The 23,196-nt window shown below is 72.4% G+C and carries 23 protein-coding genes; 10 read left to right on the top strand and 13 right to left on the bottom strand.

Going from position 1 to position 23,196, the window contains the following annotated elements:
• Positions 1 to 825: 825 nt before the first annotated feature.
• Positions 826 to 1,443 (bottom strand): DUF1707 domain-containing protein, encoded by a 618-nt coding sequence (locus AB0J72_RS51620; protein ID WP_363414162.1) that lies wholly within the window; start codon positions 1,441 to 1,443, stop codon positions 826 to 828.
• Positions 1,444 to 1,527: 84 nt separating this feature from the next.
• On the opposite strand from AB0J72_RS51620, the gene AB0J72_RS51615 reads away from it, so the two are divergent.
• Complete coding sequence (locus AB0J72_RS51615; RefSeq protein WP_363414160.1) at positions 1,528 to 2,430, top strand: MBL fold metallo-hydrolase; 903 nt, start codon at positions 1,528 to 1,530, stop codon at positions 2,428 to 2,430.
• Between the two features lie 22 nt (positions 2,431 to 2,452).
• Here AB0J72_RS51615 and AB0J72_RS51610 read toward each other — a convergent pair whose 3' ends face one another.
• The 7 genes from AB0J72_RS51610 to AB0J72_RS51580 are packed head-to-tail and all read right to left on the bottom strand — an operon-like array spanning position 2,453 to position 8,092.
• Positions 2,453 to 3,256 carry a hypothetical protein gene (locus AB0J72_RS51610; protein ID WP_363414157.1) on the bottom strand — a complete coding sequence of 268 codons (804 nt, stop codon included), beginning with the start codon at positions 3,254 to 3,256 and terminating at the stop codon, positions 2,453 to 2,455.
• Between the two features lie 49 nt (positions 3,257 to 3,305).
• A complete protein-coding gene (locus AB0J72_RS51605; RefSeq protein WP_344499366.1) occupies positions 3,306 to 3,911 on the bottom strand; it encodes a response regulator transcription factor in 606 nt (201 codons plus the stop codon).
• Positions 3,908 to 4,126, bottom strand: a complete 219-nt coding sequence (locus AB0J72_RS51600; RefSeq protein ID WP_363414154.1) for a hypothetical protein — start codon at positions 4,124 to 4,126, stop codon at positions 3,908 to 3,910. The genes AB0J72_RS51605 and AB0J72_RS51600 overlap by 4 nt, the downstream gene beginning before the upstream one ends.
• On the bottom strand, positions 4,123 to 5,304 hold the full coding sequence (locus tag AB0J72_RS51595; RefSeq protein ID WP_363414151.1) for a histidine kinase: 1,182 nt from the start codon (positions 5,302 to 5,304) through the stop codon (positions 4,123 to 4,125). The genes AB0J72_RS51600 and AB0J72_RS51595 overlap by 4 nt, the downstream gene beginning before the upstream one ends.
• Positions 5,305 to 5,325: 21 nt before the next feature.
• The gene (locus tag AB0J72_RS51590) at positions 5,326 to 6,063 is read right to left on the bottom strand and encodes an ABC transporter permease (RefSeq protein ID WP_363414148.1); all 738 of its coding nucleotides are present in this window, start codon (positions 6,061 to 6,063) and stop codon (positions 5,326 to 5,328) included.
• Positions 6,060 to 6,959: an ABC transporter ATP-binding protein gene (locus AB0J72_RS51585; protein WP_363414145.1), complete on the bottom strand. Its 900-nt coding sequence runs from the start codon at positions 6,957 to 6,959 to the stop codon at positions 6,060 to 6,062. The genes AB0J72_RS51590 and AB0J72_RS51585 overlap by 4 nt, the downstream gene beginning before the upstream one ends.
• Positions 6,956 to 8,092 (bottom strand): hydrolase, encoded by a 1,137-nt coding sequence (locus AB0J72_RS51580; RefSeq protein ID WP_363414142.1) that lies wholly within the window; start codon positions 8,090 to 8,092, stop codon positions 6,956 to 6,958. The genes AB0J72_RS51585 and AB0J72_RS51580 overlap by 4 nt, the downstream gene beginning before the upstream one ends.
• Positions 8,093 to 8,275: 183 nt before the next feature.
• Here AB0J72_RS51580 and AB0J72_RS51575 point away from each other — a divergent pair, with 183 nt between their 5' ends.
• The gene (locus AB0J72_RS51575) at positions 8,276 to 10,507 is read left to right on the top strand and encodes an EAL domain-containing protein (RefSeq protein WP_363414139.1); all 2,232 of its coding nucleotides are present in this window, start codon (positions 8,276 to 8,278) and stop codon (positions 10,505 to 10,507) included.
• A 3-nt stretch (positions 10,508 to 10,510) separates the two neighbouring features.
• On the opposite strand, the gene AB0J72_RS51570 is transcribed toward AB0J72_RS51575, so the two are convergent.
• Complete coding sequence (locus AB0J72_RS51570) at positions 10,511 to 11,809, bottom strand: chitosanase (RefSeq protein WP_363414136.1); 1,299 nt, start codon at positions 11,807 to 11,809, stop codon at positions 10,511 to 10,513.
• 137 nt (positions 11,810 to 11,946) lie between these two features.
• On the opposite strand from AB0J72_RS51570, the gene AB0J72_RS51565 reads away from it, so the two are divergent.
• From AB0J72_RS51565 to AB0J72_RS51550, 4 genes are all read left to right on the top strand, one after another.
• Entirely contained in the window at positions 11,947 to 12,318 is a 372-nt protein-coding gene (locus AB0J72_RS51565; protein ID WP_363414133.1) for a metalloregulator ArsR/SmtB family transcription factor, read from the top strand.
• A complete protein-coding gene (locus AB0J72_RS51560; RefSeq protein ID WP_363414130.1) occupies positions 12,315 to 12,803 on the top strand; it encodes an SRPBCC family protein in 489 nt (162 codons plus the stop codon). The genes AB0J72_RS51565 and AB0J72_RS51560 overlap by 4 nt, the downstream gene beginning before the upstream one ends.
• A 96-nt stretch (positions 12,804 to 12,899) precedes the next feature.
• Positions 12,900 to 13,652 carry an exopolyphosphatase gene (locus AB0J72_RS51555; protein ID WP_363414127.1) on the top strand — a complete coding sequence of 251 codons (753 nt, stop codon included), beginning with the start codon at positions 12,900 to 12,902 and terminating at the stop codon, positions 13,650 to 13,652.
• Between the two features lie 684 nt (positions 13,653 to 14,336).
• Entirely contained in the window at positions 14,337 to 14,843 is a 507-nt protein-coding gene (locus tag AB0J72_RS51550) for a GNAT family N-acetyltransferase (RefSeq protein ID WP_363414125.1), read from the top strand.
• 12 nt (positions 14,844 to 14,855) lie between these two features.
• On the opposite strand, the gene AB0J72_RS51545 is transcribed toward AB0J72_RS51550, so the two are convergent.
• Positions 14,856 to 17,099 (bottom strand): ATP-binding protein, encoded by a 2,244-nt coding sequence (locus tag AB0J72_RS51545; RefSeq protein WP_363414123.1) that lies wholly within the window; start codon positions 17,097 to 17,099, stop codon positions 14,856 to 14,858.
• Complete coding sequence (locus tag AB0J72_RS51540; RefSeq protein ID WP_363414121.1) at positions 17,096 to 17,749, bottom strand: HAMP domain-containing sensor histidine kinase; 654 nt, start codon at positions 17,747 to 17,749, stop codon at positions 17,096 to 17,098. Before AB0J72_RS51540 ends, AB0J72_RS51545 begins: the two co-directional genes overlap by 4 nt.
• A gap of 104 nt (positions 17,750 to 17,853) precedes the next feature.
• On the opposite strand from AB0J72_RS51540, the gene AB0J72_RS51535 reads away from it, so the two are divergent.
• The 3 genes from AB0J72_RS51535 (at position 17,854) to AB0J72_RS51525 (ending at position 20,116) form a co-directional block, all read left to right on the top strand.
• On the top strand, positions 17,854 to 18,228 hold the full coding sequence (locus AB0J72_RS51535; RefSeq protein ID WP_354896400.1) for a response regulator transcription factor: 375 nt from the start codon (positions 17,854 to 17,856) through the stop codon (positions 18,226 to 18,228).
• Between the two features lie 9 nt (positions 18,229 to 18,237).
• On the top strand, positions 18,238 to 19,023 hold the full coding sequence (locus AB0J72_RS51530; protein ID WP_363414118.1) for a methyltransferase domain-containing protein: 786 nt from the start codon (positions 18,238 to 18,240) through the stop codon (positions 19,021 to 19,023).
• A 106-nt stretch (positions 19,024 to 19,129) separates the two neighbouring features.
• A complete protein-coding gene (locus AB0J72_RS51525; protein WP_363414115.1) occupies positions 19,130 to 20,116 on the top strand; it encodes an SMP-30/gluconolactonase/LRE family protein in 987 nt (328 codons plus the stop codon).
• Here AB0J72_RS51525 and AB0J72_RS51520 read toward each other — a convergent pair.
• The gene (locus AB0J72_RS51520) at positions 20,113 to 20,604 is read right to left on the bottom strand and encodes a hypothetical protein (protein ID WP_363414112.1); all 492 of its coding nucleotides are present in this window, start codon (positions 20,602 to 20,604) and stop codon (positions 20,113 to 20,115) included. The two genes, AB0J72_RS51525 and AB0J72_RS51520, sit on opposite strands and share 4 nt — an antisense overlap.
• A 17-nt stretch (positions 20,605 to 20,621) precedes the next feature.
• Entirely contained in the window at positions 20,622 to 22,031 is a 1,410-nt protein-coding gene (uxaC, locus tag AB0J72_RS51515) for a glucuronate isomerase (protein ID WP_363414110.1), read from the bottom strand.
• 154 nt (positions 22,032 to 22,185) lie between these two features.
• Here uxaC and AB0J72_RS51510 point away from each other — a divergent pair, with 154 nt between their 5' ends.
• Positions 22,186 to 23,184: a LacI family DNA-binding transcriptional regulator gene (locus tag AB0J72_RS51510; RefSeq protein WP_354896414.1), complete on the top strand. Its 999-nt coding sequence runs from the start codon at positions 22,186 to 22,188 to the stop codon at positions 23,182 to 23,184.
• Positions 23,185 to 23,196: the final 12 nt, after the last annotated feature.

Raw genomic sequence — 23,196 nt, 5'->3', positions numbered from 1 at the left:
GCGGCTGGGCTGGCGGGGAGTGGGGTAATCCCGGCGAACGCGGCTTCGCTGGAGAGGTGGCAGTGGGACCAGGCCGCGAGCAAGGGCGACGACGGGACCGACGCCAGGCAGGTCAAGCAGACCGACGACCACTGGATCCGCCATTCGATCCTCGAAGGGATTCGGCGTTCGACGGCGAACTGGTCCATGCGACGGCGGCGGTGACGATGTCGCGGAGGGTGGAGTTGAAGGTGCTGTCGCCCGCCGCGGTTGGGCTGGCGGTGCGGCCGGGGCCGGCCAGAAGTGGGGTGATCCCGGCGAACGCGGCCTCGCTGGGGGATGCGGCCGCGGGACCAGGCCGCGAGCAAGGGCGACGACGGGACCGACGCCGGGCAGGTCAAGCCAACCAACGACGACCGGATCAGCCATTCAGTCTTCGAAGGAGTTCGGCGTTCGGCGGCAGGGTGGTTCACGCCGCAGCGAAATTGACGACGTTGCGGAGGCCGGCATTGAACGTGTTGCCGCCGCCGCGGTTGAGCCGGTGGCGGGTGGTGCGTCCGGAGCCGGCGGGGAATGGGGTAATCCCGGCGAACGCGGCTTCGCTGGGGATGCGGCCGTGGGACCAGGCGGCGAGTGAAGGCGAGGTAGGGACGGACGCCGGGTAGGTCGAGCAGGCCGACGCAGTCGTGATCAACCAGGACACGGAGTTGCCGGTCGCTTGACGGCGGTGGTCGGCGCTCAAAGGTGGCGGTGCGGAGAGACACCGCCCCGGGCGGTGCGCCTCTCCCCCGGTCTCCAGCGCTGGGTCACCGTGCATCCGCCCGCCGGCTGGCCCTGGTCGGGGGATCAGTCCTTGTGTTTGCGGTCTTTGCGGTCCTTGCGACGGACCGTTACGCCGCCCCAGAAGGCGAAGCCTGTGACGACGATGCGGGGGGCGCCGTGGCGGCCGGCGGTGGCGGCGCCGTGGTCGAAGCCGCCCATCACGCCCATGCCGGTGACCTCGACCGCGGCGTCGTCGGGGACGATCACGTCGACGCCGCCCATGACGGCGAACGCGCGGATCTTCAGGTCGCCGTACAGGAAGCGGGCGTCGCGCAGGTCGATGGTGCCGCCGCCCCAGAATGCCAGGCAGGTGAAGAGGCGCGGCGGGATCCAGGCGCCGCGGCGGTGGAAGCCGCTCATGACCGCGACTGCGCCGCTGCGCTCGGCCACGTCGCCGGGGCGCGGCGGTTGGACGCCGTCCAGATTGACCTTGGCCGATGAGTGGGCGGGCAGGTCGGCGAGGAGCGGCTCCAGGTCGGCGTACGTGCGGGAGGCGTACACGGCGCGCAGCCGCTCGTCGAGCTCGTCCAGGTCCAGCCGGCCCTCGGACGCGCTGGTGCGCAGGACCTCGGCGACCTGCTCCCGGTCGGCATCGGACGCGCGCAGCTGCCGGTGGTCCACCCGCTCGGGTAGCTCGCTCATGCCGCCCAGCGTAGACGGTGCCGCCCTAATCGGGTTGCCGCCGCCGGTACCGTCGACATTGGACACCGACCGGAGGGGAGCGTCATGGCGCACGCCGAGCTGCTCGACCGCGGGCACCCCTTCCGGCAGTGGAAGTCGTGGGCGATCCCCGGTGCGGGCATCACCATGAGCGGCTACTCCCGCTCCAACGACAAGACGTTCTTCCTGCTGCCGGAGCTGAAGGCGGGCGTCGACTGCGGGCTCGTCGAGGGCTGGCAGCCGGACACGGTCTTCCTGACCCACACGCACATGGACCACAGCAAGGACCTCGACTACGTCGCGGTCAAGGAGACCGGCGTCGACATCTACCTGCCGGCGGCCGCGGTCCCGTACGCGGAGGGCTACATCCGCGCGACGAGCGAGCTGAACCACAACGCCGCCTACGACCCGTCGCTCGCCCCGGCGGCGCGGCTGCACGGCGTCCGCGGCGGCGACGAGTTCAGCATCGGCAAGCGCGGCGCGCACCGGGTCAGGGTCGTCGACTGCGAGCACAAGGTGCCGTGCGTCGGCTTCGCGATCTCGTCGGTGAAGCGGGCGATCAAGCCCGAGTTCGAGGCGTTGAAGGCCGACGGCCGGCTCCTCGCCGCGAAGCGCCGCGAGGGCGTCGAGATCGACCACGAGGTGGTGACGCCGCTGGTCGCGTTCCTCGGCGACACCCGGCCCGACGTGTTCACCCGGTCGCCGTGGCTGCTGGACTACCCGGTCGTCGTCACCGAGTGCACGTTCCTCGGCGACGACCAGCTGGAGCGGGCCCGCCGCATCGGCCACACGGTGTGGAGCGAGCTGCGCCCGGTCGTCGAGGCCAACCCTGCCACGACGTTCGTGCTGACCCACTTCAGCCTGCGCCACACCGACCCGGAGATCGTCGCGTTCTTCGAGAAGCAGGCCCTGCCCAACGTGGTCGCGTGGGCGCACCCGGCCAGTCGGCTGCCGGAGTCGTACCAGTAACTCCGGCAGCCGCTGGGGTGGGTCAGTTGTTGAAGATGTCGTACACCTCGGCCGGAGCCTCGATGACGGCCTTGCCGGTGGGCTTGGCCGGCACCGTGGCGGTGTACCCGGTCACCGTCAGCTTGAGCTGGTGCGCCTTGTGCTCACCGGCGGCGGGGACGTCGATGAGCAGCTCCTTGAGCTGACCCTCGGCGTCGACGGTCACGGTGAACGGCACGGTGGCCGCCTTGTCGGCGAGGGCCTTGACGACGTCCTCGTCGGTCATCGGGGAGTCGTCGCCCTTGGCGAGGTCGAGGGTGCCGGTGAACTTGCCGGCGCCGTCGGCCTTCACCGACTGGGCGCTCTTGAGCAGCTCCTTGACGTCGAGCATGTCGGTCTCGTTGGAGGAGAAGCCCAGGCTCCCGGTGTCCTTGACCTTGGTGCGGTCGACGTGCATCCACGTCTTGCCGTCGAGGTTCTTGATGCCCATGACCTTGGCCAGCTCACCCATGTCCATCTTCACGTAGGCGTCCGGCTCGACGAGCAGGAACTCCATCGTGAACTTCGCCTCGGGGTCGGTGGTGTTCATCTTGATGTAGGCCTGCTTCTTCGACGCGTCGAACGCGGCCTGCCCGCCGCCGTCGAGGCCGGTGAAGTCCACCGAGTACACGCCCTTGTCGTACTGCGACAGCGAGGTCAGCAGCACGTCCTTCGGCTCGGGCGCCTTGGAGGTGGCCGGCGCCCCGGCCGCCGTTCCGCCGTCCGTGCTGCTCCCGCAGGCGCTCGCCCCGACCATGACAGAGGCCGCGACGATCAGCGCCGCGGCCTTTTTCCATGCAAGCTTCATTGAGTTCTTCCTCGGAGGGGATTGAGACGGCAGATCTTACCCTGCTGGCTCAGATCCAGCCGCGCCCACGGGCGATGCGGGCCGCCTCGTGACGGTTGGCGGCGCCGGTCTTAGTGACGGCCGAGGAGAGGTAGTTGCGGACGGTGCCCGGGGAGAGCGCGGCGCGACGGGCGATCTCGTCGACGGGGGCGCCGTCGCCGGCCAGCCGCAGCACGTCGGCCTCGCGGGCGGTGAGGGGGCTGTCGCCGGCGCTGATGGCCTCGGCGGCGAGCTGCGGGTCGACGTACCGGCCACCGGCGTGCACGGTGCGGACCACGGTGGCGAGGACCTCGGCGGCGACGGTCTTGGCGAGGAAGCCGCGCACGCCGCCGGTGAGCGCGCGTTTCAGGTGGCCGGGCAGGCCATGGCTGGTGACGATCATCGTGCGGCAGGTGGGCACCTCGGCGTGCAGGGTGGTGGCGACCGTCACACCGTCGAGGTCGGGGAGCTGGAGGTCCAGGACGGCGACGTCCGGGTGCAGGGCGCGGGCGAGGCTGAGCGCCTCGGCGCCGGTGGCGGCCTGCGCGACGACCTCCATGTCGTCCTCGAGGCTGAGCAGCGCCGCGATCGCACCCCGGATCAGGTGCTCGTCGTCGGCCAGCAGCACCCGGATCACGCGGCCACCGCCGGAGCGGCCACCAGGAGCGGCAACGCGACACGGCCACCGGCCGGAGCGGCCGCCAGGAGCGGCAACGCGACACGGCCACCGGCCGGAGCGGCCACCAGGAGCGGCAACGCGACACGGCCACCGGCCGGAGCGGCCACCAGGAGCGGCAACGCAACGCGGCCACCGGCCGGAGCGGCCCGCAGCGCAACCAGCAGCCGGATCACGCGACCACCGCCGGGGCGGGCGACAGCAGCGGCAGCGACACGAGCAGCTGGAAGCCGTCCGGTGGGGTGCGGACCGCGGTCACGGTGCCGCCGAGGGCCGTGATCCGCTCCGTCAGCCCGATCAGCCCGCCGCCGAACACGATCTTGCCCGAGGCCGGGACGCCGTTGTTCGTCATCGTGAGCGTCACGGCGTCGGCGCCGGTGCGCAGGGTGACGACGCAGGTGCGGGCCTCGCTGTGACGCAGGAGGTTGGTGGTGCCCTCGCGGACCACCCACCCGAGCGTGCCCTGCAGCTCCGGCGGGAGGGCGCCGCCGTCGCCGATGACGCGGCACTCGATGCCGGCGGAGGCGAGCAGCGCCCGGGCGCCGGCCAGCTCCACGTCGAGGTCGGCGGCACGGTACCCGCCGACGACGGCGCGCAGCTCGGTGAGCGAGTCCTGGGCGATGCGCCGCACCTCCAGCATCTCCGCCACCGCCTCCTCGCGCCCCCGGCGGGCGAGCTGCGCGGCCAACTCGGACTTCAGCGCCACGACGGACAGCGTACGGCCGACCACGTCGTGCAGGTCGCGGGCGAACCGCAGGCGCTCCTCGGCGACGGCGAGACCCGCCTGCACGTGCCGGGCGCGGTCCAGCTCGCGGACCACGCCGAGCATCCACAGCGACACCCGGTACGCGCCGATGATCGGGACGAGCAGGGCGCCGAGCGCGATCGCCGCCCCGGCACTGCTGGTGACGGTGCTGAAGAGGCAGCTGCCGACCACGACGGCGAGCACGACCCGGGGCCGGACGGCGGCGCACAGCGCGGTCACGTACGTGACGACGAGCACGATGAGGATGGCCGTGGCGGGACCGTCCGGCCGGCCCGGGGTCGCGTGCGGGTAGGCGAGGAAGCCGAGCGCCAGGCCGGCGGCGGTCAGCGCGCCGCCGGCGAGGATCAGGCCCGTCGGGCGGGGCCGCAGCCCCAGGTACGAGCCGATGCCCGCGTGCACGAGCAGCAGGCACACGACGGTGTGCACGACGAACCCCGCGACGACGACCCCGAGCGCGGTGCGGCTCACCTCCAGCTGCACCAGGAAGCCGATGAGCACCGGCGACAGCGTGAGCTGGCCGTAGAAGGAGCCCCGCACGTACCACTCCAGCCGCGTCGCCTGGCTGCGCCGCCGCCACCACCCGATCAAGACCCGAACCCCCATCTGCGACTAACGCCGCGGTGACCAGCGGAACCAGCGTCGCACGGCCGCCCAGCCGAGCACGGTCCACGCCGCCAGCAGCCCCGCCGGCGCGGCCGCCGCCCCGAGGACGCCGAGGACGCCCGCCCCGGGCCTGCCGAGCCAGCCGAGCCGGACCAGCTCCAGCGTCGGCGACAGCGGCAGCCACCGTAGCGCCTCCGCGACCGGCCCCGGCAGCTCGTCCAGCGGGACCGCGAAGCCGGCGCCGGCGACGCAGACCAGCAGGACCGGCAGCGTCGTCACCTGCGCCAGCTCGACGGTGCGGGTGAAGGTCGTGCTCACCGCGGCCAGCAGCGCGAACACCACCGTCCCGAGCAGCACCCCGAGGAGCAGCACGGGAGCGTTGACCGGTGCGGGCAGCCCGAACGCGGTCGCGCCGACGGCGACGAAGAGCACCATCTGCCCGAGCGCCACGGCGACCGCGGGGCCGGCGGTGCCGGCGAGGATCTCCAGGTCGGCGAGCACGCCGACCCGCAGCCGCTGGAGCACCAGGTCCTCGCGGCGGGCGACGTAGGTGCTGACCAGCGTGTAGTACAGCACCCCGACGAGGACGAACCCGAGCATCCCGGTGACGGCCGCCGTGTCGCCGCCGGCATCACCGCCGGCCGCGAGCAGGCCGATGATCATCACCGGCACGAGGACCGAGTTGAACACGGCCATCCGGTTGCGGGCGAGGAGGAGCAGTTCGGACCGGACCAGATGCGTCATGCCGCACCCGCGATCGACAGGAACGCCTCGTCCAGCGTCGCGGACCGCGCGTCCAGCCCGGTGAGCGTGATGCCGCGCGCAGCGGCCCAGCCGAGCAGCGTCGTGAGCGCCGTTTGCAGCTGCTGCGTGTGTACGAAGACCCGCCCGCCGGCCAGGTCGTAGGCGCCGACCACGTCCGGCAGCGCGTCGAGGGTCACGCCGGGCGGCAGGTCGAAGGTGATCCGGGCCGGGAACGCGGCGACGACCTCGGCGACGGAGCCGGTCGCGACCACGGTCCCGGCGCGCAGGATCGCCACCCGGTCGGCGAGCTCCTGCGCCTCCTGGAGGTAGTGGGTGCTGAGCAGGATCGTGACGCCGTCGGTGAGCAGCCCGCGCAGCAGCCGCCACGTGTCGTGCCGGGACTCGGGGTCCAGGCCCGTGGTGGGTTCGTCGAGAATGAGCAGGTCGGGCCGGCCGACGACGGCGACGGCGAGGTCGAGGCGGCGCCGCTCGCCGCCGGACAGCTGCCGGACCCGCACGTCCGCGCGGTGCGCCAGGCCGACGAGGTCCAGCGTGTCCGCGACTGGCCGGGCGCGCGTGCCGAGCGTGCCGGCCCACATGCGCAGCGTCTCCGCCGGGGTCAGGTCGGGTGGGAAGCCGCCCTCCTGCAGCATCACGCCGGTACGGGCCCGTACTGCGGTACGGTCGCGGACCGGGTCACGGCCGAGCACCCGTACCGTGCCCGCGGTCGGCCGGTCGAGCCCCTCGACCAGCTCGAGCGTCGAGGTCTTCCCGGCGCCGTTCGTGCCGAGCAGCGCGAACAGCTCGCCGCGCTCGACGTCGAAGGACACGCCCCGCACCGCTTCGAACGATCCGTAGCGGCGGTGCAGCTCGTACACCTGGACCGCCGCCGTCACGGGAGGAACCGCATCTCGGGGAACGCCGCGCACGGGCCGTCGAGCAGGCTGCCCCCGCGCCCGTTCAGGTGCCGGTCGGCCCAGGCCAGCAGGTAGGCGCGCTGCACCCGCACGGAGCGCTCGCCGTCGATCGTGCCCAGCTGCCCGGCGAGGTCCTCCGCCGGGATCCCGGCCTGCGGGAGCAGCACCTGGTAGTCGGTGAACGACATGTGCCCGGAGTCGCGCAGCTGCAGCTCGAGGCGCGGCCCGCGCAGGACCGCCCAGAACGCGGCCCAGGTCTCGTCGCCGGCGCGGCCGTGCCCGTCCGACCCGACGAGGACGAACGGCCGGTCCAGGCCCTCGGTCATCACCCGGCCCGACATGGCGCCGTCGAGGTTCACGCCGGCCTTGACGCGACGGTCCTCCAGCATGGTCTGCGCGGCGGTGGTACCGCCCAGCGAGTGCCCGATCATCCCGATCGTGCGCTGGTCCACGGCGTACCAGAGACCGCTCGGCAACGCCCGCTGGGGACGGGCGAGCCAGTCGAGGACGAACCGGGTGTCGGAGACCCGGGCGGCGAGGGCCTTCGCGATGAGCCGCTCCTCCTCGCCGGGTTCGCCGGTCGGCGGCGGCACCGCGCTCCTGGCGACGCGCCCGCCGGGGAACTCGACGAGCGGCGAGTCGTGCGTGTGGTCGATGGTGACGACGATGTACCCGTGGCTCGCGAGCTCCTCGGCGACGGCGGTGCTCGCGGTCCGCTCGACGCCGAAGCCGGGCGAGTACAGCACGACGGGCCGCCGCCCGGGCAGCGCGGGCGCGCCGAGCCGGGCGTGCGTGAGGGGCAGCTCGTAGCCGGAGCCGGGCGGGTTGATCAGCGCGGCGAACGCCGGCGACACCCACGGCGCGAGCGGCAGCCGACGCGCGTCGTGGGCGGGGTACCACAGCTGCACCATCAGCTCCCGGACCCGCTCCGCGGGCACCCACGGGTCGGGGCGGGACCGGTCGACGAGGTGCAGCGCGACGGTGCCGATGCGGTGGCGCCCGGTCGGCGCAGGGAGGACCAGCCTCACCGGTCCGGCGGCGAACGCCGGGGCGGGAACGGCGGCCACGGCGGCGGATGCCGCCGCCGCCAGCAGCACGACTCTGCGTCTCATATGGACAGTCTTCGTGGCCTGCGGCGGCGCTCGTAGTGCTGTCACACACCGGTTGCGGTGCACCGTGCACGCCCCGCCCGTGACAAATGTCAGACGGCATGTCTCTCCGTTCGCTCCCGTTCCGCACCCGCGGCGGGAACGGTTCGGGCTCAGGAACACCGAGGCGGCACCGATCAACGGACCATGTCGGTGAACGCGCTGGAGCAGCACGAAGGTGAGTACCGCGCCCGCCAGATCAGACTGGGCACGTGGGTCGGCGTCGCGGTGATCGCCATCGGCGCGGTCCGGGTGCACCTGGACTGGCGGGGCGGGCCGCTGCTCGTCGCCGCGATCGCGTTCGTGGGCGTCGCGCAGGCCGCGATGGCGCTCCTGCCGTGGCACCGGCTGGTCGACCGGCCGTGGCTGCCGCGCGCGCTGGTCGCCTGGTGGCTCGCGAACCTGGCGGTGCTGCTGGGGTTCACCGCGTACGACGTCGCCGCGCTCGCCATCTACCCCGCCGGCGTGACCCTGATCCTGGCGTCCACCGCGGCGCTCGCCTCCGAGCGGGCCGTCATCGGCATCGGCGCGGCGTCGCTGGTCGGGTACGTGTCGCTGGTGCTCACCCGGGACCGCCCCGTCACCGGTACCCTCGCCGCACTGAGCCTCGCGCTGATGGCCGGCGTCATGTGGTTCTGCGCGCGGACCGCCAGCAACCGCCGGCGCCTGGACGCGGCCCGGCTCAGCGCCGAACGGCGGATCGAGGCGCTGCTGGAGAACTCCTCCGACGCGGTCATCGCCGTGCTGCCCCGCGGCGGCGTCACCTACTGCAGCCCGTCGGTGCGCACCGTGCTCGGCTACGAGCAGGGGTTCGTCACCAGCGACCTGCTCATGGACATCACCCACCCCGACTTCCTGCCGGTGGTGATGGAGTGGTGGTTGAGCGTCGCCAACGGCGCCCCCGGCTCCTCCGCGCGGGTCGAGTCGCGAATCCGGCGCGCCGACGGCGCCTGGATCTACGCCGACGTGATCGGCACCAACCGGCTGGACGACCCGTCGCTGGAGGCCGCGGTCATCAGCATCAGGGACATCACCGAACGCAAGGAGCTCGAGGAGGAGCTGACCCGGCAGGCGTTCGCGGACTCGCTGACCGGCATGCCGAACCGGGCCCTGTTCCGCGACCGGCTCGAGCACGCCATCGCCCGCAACCGGCGCGGCGGCGGGCGGATCACGCTGCTGCTCGTCGACCTCGACGACTTCAAGCTCGTCAACGACAGCCTCGGCCACACCGCCGGCGACCAGCTGATCGCGTCGACGGCGCTGCGCCTGCACCAGCAGCTGCGGCCCGCGGACACCCTCGCCCGGCTCGGCGGCGACGAGTTCGCGATCCTCGTCGAGGACATCAACGAGTTCGAGGCGATGGACCTCGGCGACCGGCTCCTCGCCGCGATCCGCCGGCCGTTGCGCCTCGGCAACCGCGAGGTCGTCTGCTCGGCCAGCATCGGCGTCGCGACCGCGAAGGCGAGCGAGGGCGAGGACGGGCCGGACCCGGGTGAGCTGCTGCGCAACGCGGACCTCGCGATGTACGCGGCGAAGGCCGCCGGCCGGGACCGCTACGCGCTGTTCGACCCCGCCATGTACGCCGAGATCCTCCGCGAGGCCGACGACCGCGCGGAGCTGGAGCGCGCGCTCGCCGACGAGGAGTTCGTCGTCCACTACCAGCCGATCGTGGACCTGCCGACGAGCCGCCTCATCGGCGTCGAGGCCCTGGTGCGGTGGGAGCACCCGGTGCGCGGGCTGGTCGGGCCGAACGCGTTCATCCCGCTCGCCGAGTCGACCGGGCTGATCGTGCCGCTGGGCCGGTGGGTGCTGCGCCAGGCGTGCCAGCAGCTCGCGCAGTGGTGCGCGGAGTTCCCCGAGTCCGCCGGGCGGATCCGCATGAACGTGAACCTGTCGGCGCGGCAGTTCCAGCACGAGGGGCTCGTCGAGGAGGTCGGGCAGATCCTCGCCGAGACCGGCATCAACCCGCACCAGATGGTCCTGGAGATCACCGAGTCGCTGCTGATGCAGGACACCGACTCGACGATCGAGACCCTCGGCCGGCTCAAGTCGCTGGGTGTACGGCTCGCGATCGACGACTTCGGCACGGGCTACTCGTCGCTGTCGTACCTGAAGCGCTTCCCCGTCGACATCCTGAAGATCGACCGGTCGTTCGTCGACGGCATCGACACCGAGAACGGCGACGCGACCCTGGCGGAGGCCGTCGTGCAGCTCGGCCGGGCCCTGCAGCTGCAGACGGTCGCCGAGGGCATCGAGACGCAGGAGCAGTGGTCGACGCTGCAGGACCTCGGCTGCGAGTTCGGGCAGGGCTACCTGTTCGCGAAGCCAGGCGCCGCCGAGGCGATCTCGTCGATCCTCGGCGGCGCCCGTGGTGAATAGCTGTTACGCGGGGATGTTGAACGGGTCCCCGTACACCTTCCAGCTCAGCGGCGGGTTGAGGTCGAAGTTGCGGTTGTTGAGGAACACCCGCTGCGCGGTGTCGACCCGGCTGGTGTCGCTGTGCGCCTCCTCGGTCTTCATCGCCGCGACCCGCGCGTCGAGGAAGGCGTTGAGGTAGGTGAACTCGTCACCGCCCTGTGCGGGGGTGCGAGCCTTGGCCATCGCGGCCCGGCGGATGCCGCCGAAGCTGACGGCGCTGTCGCCGGGGCCGTGCATGACGATCGCGTCGTAGTAGGCGAACTGGCCCAGGGCCCGCAGGCCGTCGGCCTTCGCCTGCTGCACCGAGGGGTTGAAGTAGACGCGGTCACGCTCGTCGTTCTGCGCGGTCTGGAAGGCGGGGTCGGCCGCGGCGGTCTTCCAGTCCCTGGTGAAGTTCGGGTCGAGCCCGGCGTGCGAGTCGGTGCCGTCGACGTTGCGCAGCGCCGGCAGGTACTTGGCGAGCACGTTGCCCGGGACGCGCTGCGTGTAGAGCTGGACCAGCTCCAGCATGTCACCGGTGCCGGAGCAGAAGCCGATGATCCCGGCCGTGTACCCGCGGCCGTCGCCGATGTCCTCGATGTACTTGTACTGCGCCTTCCAGTCCAGCGAGGAGTTCTCCGCGCTGGACACCAGCTGCATGGCGATGTCCTTCTTGCGCGGGTCGGTGAGGTCCTTGCCGGCGCTGGGGCTGCTGCTCGGGGTCTTCGACGGCGTGGGGCTGGCGCTGGGGGTCTTCGACGGCGTCGGGCTGGCGCTGGGCTGCGTGCCCGGCGTCGTGCCGTACACCTTGAACTCCCACAGCGAGTAGCCGTAGGTCGTGCCGCGGGCGGTGCCCAGGACCCGGACGTAGCGTCCCGTGCCGTTCAGGCCGGTGAGGTCGTCCGTCGCCCCGTTGCCGGTGGTGGTGCTGAAGATGGTGGTCCAGGCGCCGCCGTCCGGCGAGGTCTGGATCTGGTACGCCTTGGCGTACGCCGCCTCCCAGCTCAGGTTGACGTGCGTGATCGTCTTGGCGGCACCGAGGTCGACGCGGATCCACTGCGGGTCGACGCCCTCCGCGCTGGCCCAGCGGGTGCCGGTGTTGCCGTCGACGGCGTTGCCCGGGCCGAGCGAGGACAGCTCGTCGGACGACGACGTGGCCGGTCGGCCCTGCGAGAGCAGGCTCTCCGTGGCCGCCTCGGCGCCGTAGGTGGTCACGGCGACCGTCACCCCGCCGATCAGCGCGACCGCGGCACCGATGCCGACCAGCCTGCCGGGAATCTTCACGAGGCCTCCCTCTCGTTAGATAGGTAACTTACCTGACAGATAATCTGATTCGAATCCTTCGATGTCAAGGCGCCTAAGCCAGACTTCAGACTTCGTTAGGCCAGGGAACGTGTAACCCATGGGTTACACTTTCCGGCGTGGACGACGTGGCGGAGGCGATCGCGGACCCGGTGCGCCGGGCGATCCTCGAGCTGCTGCACACCGGCGGTGCCACGCCGGCGGGCCAGGTGGCCTCGGCGATCGGCGCCCGGTTCGAGATCAGCCGCCCCGCCGTGAGCCGCCACCTGCGCGTCCTGCGCGAGTGCGGCCTGGTCCGCGACACCCTCGAGGGCCGGCGCCGGGTGTATTCGCTGGACCCCACCCGGCTCGGCGAGCTGACCGGCTGGCTCGCCCGCTTCACGGCGCCGCCGATCTGGCAGCAGCGGATGGACGCGCTGGAGACCGAGGTGTACCGCACCCGCCGCGACCGCCTTCGCAACCCACCCATCGGAGAGGAACGCACCGCATGAGCCCGACCCCCACCGGCCGCTGGATTCCCACCGCCACCGGCGGCGAACTGGTGATCAGCCGCACCTTCCGCGCCCCGATCGAGGACGTCTGGGCCAGCGTCACCGAGTCCGACCGCACGGCCCGCTGGTTCGGCCCCTGGAAGGGCGACGCCCGTCCCGGCGGCCGCATCCAGTACCAGATGATCCAGGAGGAAGGAGCCCCCTGGTCCGAGGCGCGGATCGAGACGTGCGAACCCCCGCGGCGGCTCGTCCTGACCGACTCGATGGCCCACCTGGAGCTGCGCCTGTCCACCGTGGACACCGGCACGCTGCTGGAGCTGGTCCACCACCTGCCCGGCCCCGACGGCATCGGCGCCGGCGACTACGGCCCCGGCTGGGAGTTCTACCTCGACGCCCTCGTGGCCTCCCGCGACGACACCCCGATGCCCGACTTCAACGACTACTACCCGTCCATGAAGCCATACTTCGAAGCTCTGCTCGAGTGATGTCTCCGCTGTCCTCCTCACCTTCACCTGCTGCTTGAAAGTGGCGGTCGCGGCGCCACTTCGGTCACGAACCTGCCGTACGTGCCCGGTGCGCACATGGTGTTCGACCACCACCACTCGGAGACGGTGCGCGTCGGGCCGCAGCCCAACCACATCATCGACGCGTCCGCACCGTCCGCGGCACGGGTCATCTACAACGAGTTCGGCGGCGCCGACTTCTTCACCGACGTGCCGCCGGACCTCATGGACGCGGTCGACAAGGCCGACTCCGCGCAGTACACCGTGGAGGAGATCCTCGACCCGACCGGCTGGACCCTGCTGAACTTCCTGATGGACAGCCGCACCGGCCTGGGCCGCTTCCGCGACTTCACCATCTCCAACTTCGAGCTCATGATGAAGCTCATCCACGCCTGCCACCAGCTGGACAGCGTCGACGAGATCCTGGCGATGAAGGACGTACGCGAACGCGCCGACCTGTTCCACGCACACACCGAGCCGTTCATCGACCAGCTGCGCCGCGTCACCACCGTCCACGACGACGTCGTCGTGGTCGACCTGCGCAACGAGGACACCATCTACGCCGGCAACCGCTTCATGGTCTACGCCCTCCACCCCGACGCCCGCATCTCCATCCACGCCCTGTGGGGCCGCGCCAAGCAGAACACGGTGTTCGCCGTCGGAAAGTCCATCGTGGACCGCACGTCCCCGGTCGACGTCGGCTCCATCATGCTCAACCACGGCGGCGGCGGCCACCGCGCCGCCGGCACCTGCCAGGTCGCCAACCCCACCGCCGCCCAGGTCCTCACCGAACTCATCCAGTCCCTGTCCACCCCCCGCGTCCCCGCCTGACCCCCCTCACCGCGCCCCGGCCCCGCCGATGGGCCAACCCACCCACTCCAACGCCGCCCCACCCAGCTCAGCCCGCGCCGCGGCCGCGTGCCCGGCCCGCGCTTCGGCGAGGCTCCGGTTTGCCCTGAGTACTTCCTCGGCGGCCGCGGGCCAACAGCACTCCCCCGATCAACACTCACGAGCATGCGCCATCTGAAATGACGGATCGTCGCACGGGGGCGACGGCTCGCGTGCATTCCGGGACAATTGATGCATGGGGCAGCTGCAATTGTTCACCAGGACCGAATTGGCTGCCATGCGCGACCGTAGCAGGGCGCGGAACTATTCTCCCACCGGCGAGCGGTTTCGCCGGGAACATGCCCGGCACCGCGCCTGGGGTCTGGCCATCCGGCACGCCGAGAAGCTCCGCCGCGCACACGACAACACCCCGCCCGCGATCACGGCCGCCGACCCAGAGAAGGTCGCCCAGGCCGAACCGCTCACGTCCTCCCGCGCGGCTGGAACTATCGAGGAACAGCCACCAAGCACCTCGGCCCGAACCAACCACAACGCCCCGGCGCACCATTCAGCGGAATTCAGGCAGGCCGCAGAAACACATTCCCGAACGTTGGCGAATACAACAATGGTGTCTGTCGCCGGTGGAAATCAGGTGGCAGCGGCGTGCCGTCTGGGTAGGGTCGGGCGATGCCCGAGCTGGAGCGGTTGGATGCTGGTCATGCCCCGACGGTCCTCGACTTCGAGTTGGCGAACCGTGCATATTTCGCTGCCTCGATCTCCGACCGGGGCGACGACTTCTTCGACCGGTTCGCCGACCGGTATGCCGCCTCGCTGGCCGAGCAGGAGGACGGCGTGTGCGCCTTCTACGTACTCGTCGGCGAGGACGGCTCGGTGTTTGGCAGGTTCAACCTGTACGACATCGACGGCCGCGTTGCGGAGTTGGGTTACCGGGTCGCGCAGCATGTCTCCGGCCGTGGCGTGGCGACCGCGGCCGTCCGGGAGCTGTGCCGGCTGGCGGCGGCCCGGCACGGGCTGCGCATGCTGCGGGCGGCCGCCTCCCACCAGAATGCGGCGTCCAGGAAGGTGCTGACCAACGCCGGGTTCGTCCCTGCCGGTCCGGCCGACCCGGCCCACCTCGGTGGCAAGTCAGGCACCTGGTATCAGCGCGACCTGGTGCTCGGGCCGCATCTGTAGCGGTGCCGGGCGTCAGGAGGCGTTGACGTCGCTGGGGCGCATGAGGCGTTCCCAGCCGGCGTCGGCGGACATGCCGTAGGTGCGCAGGGCGGCGATGGGGTCGGGTTCGGTGGGGTGGTTGGCCGTGGGGAGGGAGACGCAGAACCTGGTGCCGCCGCCGGGGTTGTCCTCGACGGCGATCGAGCCGCCGTGGCGTTCGACGATGCGGCGGCAGATGGCCAGGCCGAGGCCGGTGCCGCCGTAGTCGGCGGGGCGGGCGCGGTAGAAGGACTCGAAGACGCGGGCCTTGTCGCCGTCGGGGATGCCGATGCCGCGGTCGGCGACGACGAGGACGATGCGGTCGGGGTCGGACACGGCGGTGACCTCGATGTGCGGGGTCTGGCCGGCGGGGGTGTACTTGATGGCGTTGCCGATCAGGTTGTCCACGACCAGGCGCAGCAGGCCCGGGTCGGCCTTGATGTGCGGCAGGTCGCCGATGTGGATGCGCGGCGTGGGTGGGAGGGCGACCGTGGACGCCTTCGCCAGTTGCATGGGTGGGGCGAGGGCGGTGCGGTCGGCGACGACGGACGCGACGACGGCGCCCAGGTCGACGTCGGTGAGGTTGAGCGGCGCGTCGCGGGCGGTGGTGTACGCGAGCAGGTCGTCGATGATCGACCGCATCCGGATCGCGCCCTGGCGGACCCGCTCGACCGCGACCTTCGCCGTGTCGGGGCGGCGCGGGGCGACCTGAGCGGCGTCGGGGCCGGAGCGCGTGGCGCCGGCCGAGAGCGCGTCGGCGGCGACGGCGGCGAAGCCGTGCACCGCGGTCAGCGGGCTCTTCAGGTCGTGGGCGACGACGGCGGCGAACTGGGCCAGCTCCGTCTCGTACCGGCGCAGCGCCGTGATGTCGTGCAGGACCGCGACCGCGCCGCGCGGGCCGCCGCCGGAGCGGTCCAGCGGGCGGGCGCTGACGCTGACGAGGATGCCGTCGGGGTGGGTGGGGTTGCGGATCACCATCTCGACCCGGTCGACGGAGACGCCGCGCAGCGCCTTCACCATCGGCAGTTCGGCGGCGGGGAACGGGGTCGCGCGGTCCGGCAGGTAGGCGCCGTAGTGCGCGGGCCAGTCCTCGAGCGTGTCGGGGTCGCCGGCGGTGCCGAGCAGCTGGCGGGCCGCGGGGTTGTGCAGCAGCACGCGGCCGTCGGCGCCGACGACGGTGACGCCCTCGGCGAGGCTGGTGAGGATCGCCTGCTGCAGGGCGGCCTGGTCGCGGGCCTCGCGCTCGGCGGCGCGCAGCTCGCGGGTCGACTCGTGCACCAGGGTCATCGCCTTCGAGCGGCGGGTCGACAGCAGGTACACCAGCAGCGTGACGAGGACGGTCAGCGCCGCGCCGGCGGCGGTCGCGACGAGGGGCCGGTCGGTGTAGGCGCCCGGCAGGTCCCGCGGGTCGGCGCTGACCTCCAGGTGCCACACGCGTTGCGCGATGCCGATGTCCTTGGCCCGGAGCAGGGCGTCGCCGGGCATGGCGAGGCGGTGCACGGTCGCGATCGGCAGGAGCCCGCCGCCGGTCTGGGTCGCGGACAGCGTCGCGGTGACCCGGCGGTGCAGCACCTCGCCGAGCGCCCCGCCGAAGAAGCCCTCTCCGCGCAGGCCGAGCACGACCCAGCCGCGCAGCGCGCCGTCCGCGCCGGTGACGGGCGTGGCGAGGCTGAGCGTGCGCCGCTGCCCGCCGGCGATCAGTGCCGCGTTGGATACCGCCGCGTGTCCGGACAGCCGCGCCTGCCGCATGACATCGGCGAGGTCGGGGTTGTCGCCGAGGTCGCTGCCGCCCTCCAGCGGGGCGTTGCCGTCGAGCTGCCGCGCGTACACGCCGAAGTAGTGCTCCTGAATGCCTTCCGCGGGCTTGAGGGTGAGGCCGGTGGCGCCGGCGGCCCGCCACGCGTCCTGGACGACGGCGACATCCGGTACACCGGCGGGAACGACGAACACGAGGGCGGTGGCGCCGGCGAGCGACGGGATGCGGGACGTCGCCCGGTCGAACGCCTGCGGGCTCAGCCCGTCGTGCGAGCCGAGCGCGGCCGCCACGTTGTCGATGGTGTCGACGTACCGGCGGACCTCCCCCGCGACCGCCGCCGCCGCCAAATCCGACTGGCGTTGGATTGCCAGCTGCGCCGAGCGCCGCTCCTTGCCGGTGATGACGCTCGTGACGCCGAGCGTGACGAGCGCCCCGAGGACCAGGACCGCGGCGGCGAGCGCCATCGAGCCATACCGCCTCATCGCGGCCGCCGCATCGCCCGCACCACGACCCGCTCGCCGGGCCGCACCGTCCGCGGCAACGCCACCCGCAGCTCGCTGTCGCCGGCGGCCACGCTGCCGCCGTGCTGCTCGGCGATCGCCCGCACCACGGCCAGTCCGAGCCCCACGATGCCGGCCGGCTCGTCGGCGTCGCCGGTGACGGTGACCCACGCGCCGGTGCCGTCGCCGCCGGTGCCGACCCACAGCTCGGCGCACCCGGCGAAGCATCCGGCGGCATGGTTGAGCAGCGCCACCAGCAGATGCTCGAGTTGCCGTGGATCCGCCTGTACGACGCAGCTTCCGTCACCGTCCGCGCACCGCACCGCGGGCTCGCCGGGTCGCGCGTGCGCCGCGTGCGCCCGGACCGCGTGCTCGCACAGGCGGGTCAGGTCGACGTCCTCGACCACCAGCCCGTACGCGCCGGCGTCGACGGACGCGAGCAGCAGCAGGTCGTCGATCAGGCTGTCGAGGCGGTGCACGCAGGAGTTGAGCATGGTGAGCATGTGCCGCTGCCGCTCGGTGAGCGGGCCGGCCTGCTCCAGCACCTCGCTGTAGCCGCGGATGCCGGTGAGCGGCGTGCGCAGCTCGTGCGACAGCTGCCGCAGGTACTGCGGCTGCACCGCTGCGGTCATCCTCGCGGCCTCCAGACTCGAACCATCCGGAACCACCATAGTTGAGTTGATTTGTCCATATACTCAGATCGGACGCTTCACATGGGAACGGGAGGTCGGTGCTCGTGTCGACGGTGCTCGTGGCCGAGGACGACCTCGCGATCCGGGAACTGCTGACGTTCCTGCTCGACACGTCCGGCCATCAGGTCATCGCCTGCGCCGACGGCGGCACGGCCCTGGACACGGCCCGCCGCGAACATCCCGACCTGGCGATCCTGGACGTCAGCATGCCCGGCATCAACGGCATCGAGGTCTGCCGCGCCCTGCGCGAGACCGCCGACACCGAGCTGATGCCCGTGCTGATCCTCACCTCCCACGGCCAGTGGCTGGACGTGAGCACCGGCTTCGACGCCGGCGCCGACGACTACCTGGTGAAGCCGTTCGAGCCGAGCGTCCTGCTGGAGCGCATCGAGACGCTGCTCTCCGAGGCCCCTGACTAAGCTCCCCGCATGGGGAAATGGACCGGCCGCGCGGCGGCGTTCGCGGACAGCTACGCCCACCTGTGCGCGTACACGGCGCCGGCGCTGCTGTCAGCCGCGGGGCTCGCGCCGGGGATCAGGCTGCTCGACGTCGGCACGGGCACGGGGACGGTCGCGGCGCTCGCCGTCGCGGGCGGCGCCACGGTGACCGCGGTGGACGCCGAGCCGGGCATGGTCGAGCTGGCCCGCGCGGTCGTGCCCGAGGTCCTCCACGCCGGCCTGCCCGACCTGCCGCTGCCCGACGCCGCCTTCGACGCGGTGGTCGCGAACTTCGTCGTCAACCACGTCACCGACCCCGGCCGCGCGGTCGCCGAGCTGGTGCGCCTGACCACGCCGGGCGGCCGGGTGGCGGTCACCGTGTGGCCGCACCCGTCGCCGCCGCTGCAGCAGCTGTGGAACGACGTCATGGCCGCCGCCGACCTCACCCCGGCGCCGTCGATCATCCCGCCGTCGCTGAACTTCGCCCGTACCGCCGAGGGCGTCACCGACCTGCTCACCGGCGCGGGCCTCCTGGACGTCACCTGCCACACGATCAGCTGGACGCACCGCACCGACGTCGACACCTGGTGGATCGGGCCCGCCAACGGCATGGGCGCCCTCGGCGAGGCGCTCGCCGGCCGGGATCCGGCGACGGTCGCCGCCGCCCGCGGCGCGTACGAACGCCTCGCCGCCGGGTTCCTCGACGACGACGGCGCGCTCGCCCTGCCGACGGCGGCGCTCCTGGCCTCGGGACGCGCCCCGTCAGTCGGGCGCTAGCGCGAACCCGGCGAATCGGGTGGCGACGCGCCCCCTTCGAAGGCGGTGCGCGTCGCCGGCCTTCCCGGACGTAGCAGGTGCGGCCGTCCCGTCGTAAGGTGCTGGCATGCCCCGCCGCTGGATCGTGCCGCGTCGATGGCGGCCGTCCGCGGTACGCGACACCGGGCCGACCGGCACGTTCGTCGTCGCGCGGCGGCTGGCGACGGGTGGCCACGGCCCCGAGGACGTCATGTTCGACGCGTCGGGCACCGTCGTCACCGGCACCGCCGACGGCCGGCTCCTGCGTCTCGGCCCGGCCGGCTCGCACACGGTCGTCGCCGACACCGGCGGCCGCCCCCTCGGCGTGCAACCGTGCCCCGACGGCAGCGCCCTGGTCTGCGACCACGACCGTGGCCTGCTGCGGGTCACCACGGACGGCACGGTCGAGGTGCTCGTCGACACCGTGGACGGCGCGCCGCTGACGTTCGCCAGCAACGTCGTGCAGGGCCCGGACGGCACGATCTGGTTCACCACGTCGACGACCCGCTGGGACCTCGAACACCACCTCGGCGACATGTACGAGCACACGTGCACCGGCCGCCTGATCCGCCGCGACCCCGACGGCACCGTCACCACCCTGCTGCACGACCTGAAGTTCGCCAACGGCCTGGTCCTCGCCCCCGACGGCACCCACCTGCTGTTCGCCGAGACCGCCGGGTACCGCATCCGCCGCTGCTGGCCCGACGGCCGGGTCGAGCCCTTCGTGGAGAACCTGCCGGGCTTCCCCGACAACATGAGCCTCGGCAGCGACGGCCTGCTGTGGGTCGCGATCGCCGCTCCCCGTAACCCGCTGCTCGACCGCCTCCTGCCGCTGCCGGGCCTCCTGCGCCTCCTGGCCTGGAACCTGCCCGCTGCCCTGCGCCCCAAGGCGACCCCGATCGCGTGGGTCATGGCCTTCACCCTCGACGGCCGCCTCGTCCACGACCTGCGCACCACCGACGGCTCCTACGGCTTCGTCACCTCGGTCGCCGAACACGCCGGCACCGTCATCGCCGGCAGCCTCACCGCCACCGACGTCGCCGTCCTCGACATCCCGCCTCAATCGGCCGGCTAAATTGGTGCCTGGCCTCGCGCCTTGAGCTGCCGTAGGCCGCGCCACCAGGACCACGGCCGGGTGAGGACGAGGCCGAGGACGAAGGCGGCCACGGAAATGGCGAGGGTCATGGCGTCGTCCTTCCAGCTCTGGGCGCCGGCCAACGGATAGATCACGGTTGGGCTTCCGGTGTCGCGGGCGGGGAGCCTGTCCCCGACCTTGGCGCCGGGCGGCAGCCCTCCGGACAACCCCTTGTCCTGGCGCACCACGGTGCCGTCGTCGCTGACGAAGTCGCCGACCCATCCGCATCGTTGCCGTGGCGGATCCCAGCGGTCGCAGGGCCGGGGGTCGGTGAGGGTGAAGGTGCCCGTCACCCCGGCGCCCTGTGCCGCCCGCCAGGCCGGCACCGTCGTGATGGCCGCACCCGCGGTGCCGACGCCGCCGAGCAGCAGGGCGAAGATGCCGAGGACCAGCACCTTGCCTCGCTTGTTCGTGGCGATCGCCCGCATGCGTCATCGTAACTTGGTCACGTCGCGGGGCGGGTGTAGACCTCCTTCGGGATCGTGTAGGCGAGGTCGACCGCCGTCTCGATGGCTTCGTCGAGGTCCAGGTGGTGCTGGGCGACCAGGCCCGCCAGGTAGCCGGCGTCGATGCGGCGGGCCAGGTCGTGGCGGGCCGGGATCGAGGCGAACGCGCGGGTGTCGTCGACGAAGCCGGCGGTGTTGTAGAAGCCCGCCGTCTCCGTGACCGAGGCGCGGAAGCGGCGCAGGCCCTCGGGGCTGTCGAGGAACCACCACGGGGCGCCGAGGCGGACGGCGGGGTAGACGCCGGCGAGGGGGGCCAGCTCGCGGCTGTAGACCGTCTCGTCGACGGTGAACAGGATCAGGCGCAGCGCGGGGTGGCGGCCGAAGGACTGCAGCAGCGGGCGCAGCGAGCGGGTGAACTCGGCGGTGACCGGGATGTCGAAGCCGCGGTCCGGGCCGTACTGCTCGAACGCGGCGGTGCTGTGGTTGCGCAGGACGCCGGGGTGCAGCTGCATGACCAGGCCGTCCTCGCAGGACATGGCGGCCATCTCGTACAGCATGTGGCCGGCGAACGCGCGCGCCTCCGCGGGGGTGACCTGGCCGGCGAGGGCGGCGGCGTAGATACGGCGGGCCTCGGCCGGCGGCAGCGGGGTGGTGTCGGCGGACTCGTGGCCGTGGTCGGTGGCGAGGGCGCCCACGGCGATGAACGCCTGCCGCCGGGCGCGCAGCGCCGCCAGGTAGCCGTCGTAGTCGTCGGTGGGGACGTCGGCGCGCTTGGCGAGGGCGGCGACGTCGGCGCTCCACGCAGGACGGTCGAGGTGGACGAGGGCGTCGGGGCGGAAGGTGGGGATGACCCGGCCGCCCCACCCCGAGGCGGCCAGGCGGGCGTGGGCGTCGAGGTCGTCCAGCGGCGAGTCGGTGGTGGCGAGCACCTCGATGCCGAACCGGGAGAACAGGGCCCGCGGGCGGAACTCCGGCGATGCGAGGCGCGATGACAGGGCGTCGTACAGCTCGTCGGCGGTGGCCGCGGACGGGACGATCGAGACGCCGAAGACCTCGACGAGCTCGTGGGTCAGCCAGTACCGCGACGGGGTGCCCCGGAATAGTCGCCAGTTGGCGCAGAACGTCCGCCAGATCGCCCGCGGGTCGGTCGTCGCCGAGGGGCCCACGCCCAGCGCCTCCAGCGGTACACCCGCCGCATGCACCAACCGGGTCACGTAGTGGTCCGGGGTGATCAGCAGCGCGGCCGGGTCGCCGAACGGGGTGTCGTCGGCGAGGAGCGCGGCGTCGACGTGGCCGTGCATGCAGACCAGCGGCAGCGACCGGGTCGCGGCGTAGACGGTGCGGGCGAGCTCCCTGGTCGTGGGGTCCGGTGGCAGGGCCCGGTCGGGGTCGAGGTGGAGCTGCGGCACCGTGGTGACTCCTCAGAGGTAGATCCCACAAACGTTCTCATCACTGTGTGCGCACGAAATCGCCGCGTCAAGAGTGAGCGTGAGGAATCTCTTGACATCGACCTACAAACGATTTCATGCTTGCCGTCATCACGAGACCCAGGGAGCGTGCTCGATGCCGGTGACGATCAAGGACGTGGCCCGCGTGGCCGGCGTGTCGCCGTCGACGGTGAGCCGGGCGCTGACCACACCCGCGCTCGTCCAGGCCGAGACCAGGTCCCGGGTCGAGCGGGCGGCGGCCGAGCTGGGCTACCAGCCCAACCGCGCGGCCCGCGGCCTGATCACCGGCCGCACCGGCAACATCGGGCTGATCGTGCCCGACCTCACCAACCCGTTCTTCCCGGGCGTCGTCAAGGGCGTGCAGAGCCGCGCCCGCGAGTCGGACTTCTCGGTCTTCCTCGCCGACACCGACGAGGACCCCAACGCCGAGGCCGGCCTGGTCAGGGCGCTGAGCAAGCAGGTCGACGGCATCGTGCTCTGCTCGCCGCGCATGACCGAGGAGGACCTGCGCTCGGTCGCCGGCGAGACGCCGATCGTCATGCTCAACCGCCGGGTCGGCCAGATCCCGGCGATCACCATCGACAACGTCGACGGCATCCGGCAGGCCGTCGCGCACCTCGCCGCCCTCGGCCACCGGCGGATCGCCTACGTCGCCGGCCCGCGGGCGTCGTGGTCCAACCGGGAGCGGGCCAAGGCGCTGCGGGCGGTGACCGCGGCCGGCGACATCGAGCTCGTCGAGGTCGGCAACTTCGTGCCGCAGTTCGCCGGCGGTGTCGCGGCGGCGGATCTGGTGCTGGCGACCGGCGTCACCGCCGTCATCGCCTACAACGACCTGGTCGCGCTCGGCCTGCTGAACTGGTTCGCCACCCGCGGCGTGAAGGTGCCCGAGGCGATCAGCGTCATGGGCTTCGACGACATCGTGCTGTCCCAGATGGTCAGCCCGTCGCTGACCACCGTCGCCCAACCGCAGGAGCCGATCGGCCGCGCCGGCGTCGACATGCTGCTGCAGCTGCTCGAAGACCCCGACCGCGCCGCCCTCGCCCGCCGCGAGCTCCCGTCACAACTCATGGTCCGCCACTCGACCGGGCGCCCACCCGCGGCCAGCACCACCTGAGCAACTCCGCAC

It is taken from the genome of Dactylosporangium sp. NPDC049742, from assembly GCF_040674675.1.
Taxonomy (GTDB): domain Bacteria; phylum Actinomycetota; class Actinomycetes; order Mycobacteriales; family Micromonosporaceae; genus Dactylosporangium; species Dactylosporangium maewongense.
Note: the sequence above shows the minus strand (reverse complement) of the source record. Positions and strands in the feature narration are given on the sequence as shown.

Bases quoted from the DNA above. Each gene is read 5' to 3' on its own strand.
- AB0J72_RS51555 (WP_363414127.1), top strand. From the start codon at position 12,900: ATGGTGTTCGACCACCACCACTCGGAGACGGTGCGCGTCGGGCCGCAG.
- AB0J72_RS51525 (WP_363414115.1), top strand. From the start codon at position 19,130: ATGCCCCGCCGCTGGATCGTGCCGCGTCGATGGCGGCCGTCCGCGGTA.
- AB0J72_RS51545 (WP_363414123.1), bottom strand. From the start codon at position 17,099: ATGAGGCGGTATGGCTCGATGGCGCTCGCCGCCGCGGTCCTGGTCCTC.
- AB0J72_RS51520 (WP_363414112.1), bottom strand. From the start codon at position 20,604: ATGCGGGCGATCGCCACGAACAAGCGAGGCAAGGTGCTGGTCCTCGGC.
- AB0J72_RS51550 (WP_363414125.1), top strand. From the start codon at position 14,337: ATGCCCGAGCTGGAGCGGTTGGATGCTGGTCATGCCCCGACGGTCCTC.
- AB0J72_RS51615 (WP_363414160.1), top strand. From the start codon at position 1,528: ATGGCGCACGCCGAGCTGCTCGACCGCGGGCACCCCTTCCGGCAGTGG.
- AB0J72_RS51530 (WP_363414118.1), top strand. From the start codon at position 18,238: ATGGGGAAATGGACCGGCCGCGCGGCGGCGTTCGCGGACAGCTACGCC.
- AB0J72_RS51575 (WP_363414139.1), top strand. From the start codon at position 8,276: ATGTCGGTGAACGCGCTGGAGCAGCACGAAGGTGAGTACCGCGCCCGC.
- AB0J72_RS51510 (WP_354896414.1), top strand. From the start codon at position 22,186: ATGCCGGTGACGATCAAGGACGTGGCCCGCGTGGCCGGCGTGTCGCCG.
- AB0J72_RS51580 (WP_363414142.1), bottom strand. From the start codon at position 8,092: ATGAGACGCAGAGTCGTGCTGCTGGCGGCGGCGGCATCCGCCGCCGTG.
- AB0J72_RS51610 (WP_363414157.1), bottom strand. From the start codon at position 3,256: ATGAAGCTTGCATGGAAAAAGGCCGCGGCGCTGATCGTCGCGGCCTCT.
- AB0J72_RS51540 (WP_363414121.1), bottom strand. From the start codon at position 17,749: ATGACCGCAGCGGTGCAGCCGCAGTACCTGCGGCAGCTGTCGCACGAG.
- AB0J72_RS51560 (WP_363414130.1), top strand. From the start codon at position 12,315: ATGAGCCCGACCCCCACCGGCCGCTGGATTCCCACCGCCACCGGCGGC.
- AB0J72_RS51590 (WP_363414148.1), bottom strand. From the start codon at position 6,063: ATGACGCATCTGGTCCGGTCCGAACTGCTCCTCCTCGCCCGCAACCGG.
- AB0J72_RS51620 (WP_363414162.1), bottom strand. From the start codon at position 1,443: ATGAGCGAGCTACCCGAGCGGGTGGACCACCGGCAGCTGCGCGCGTCC.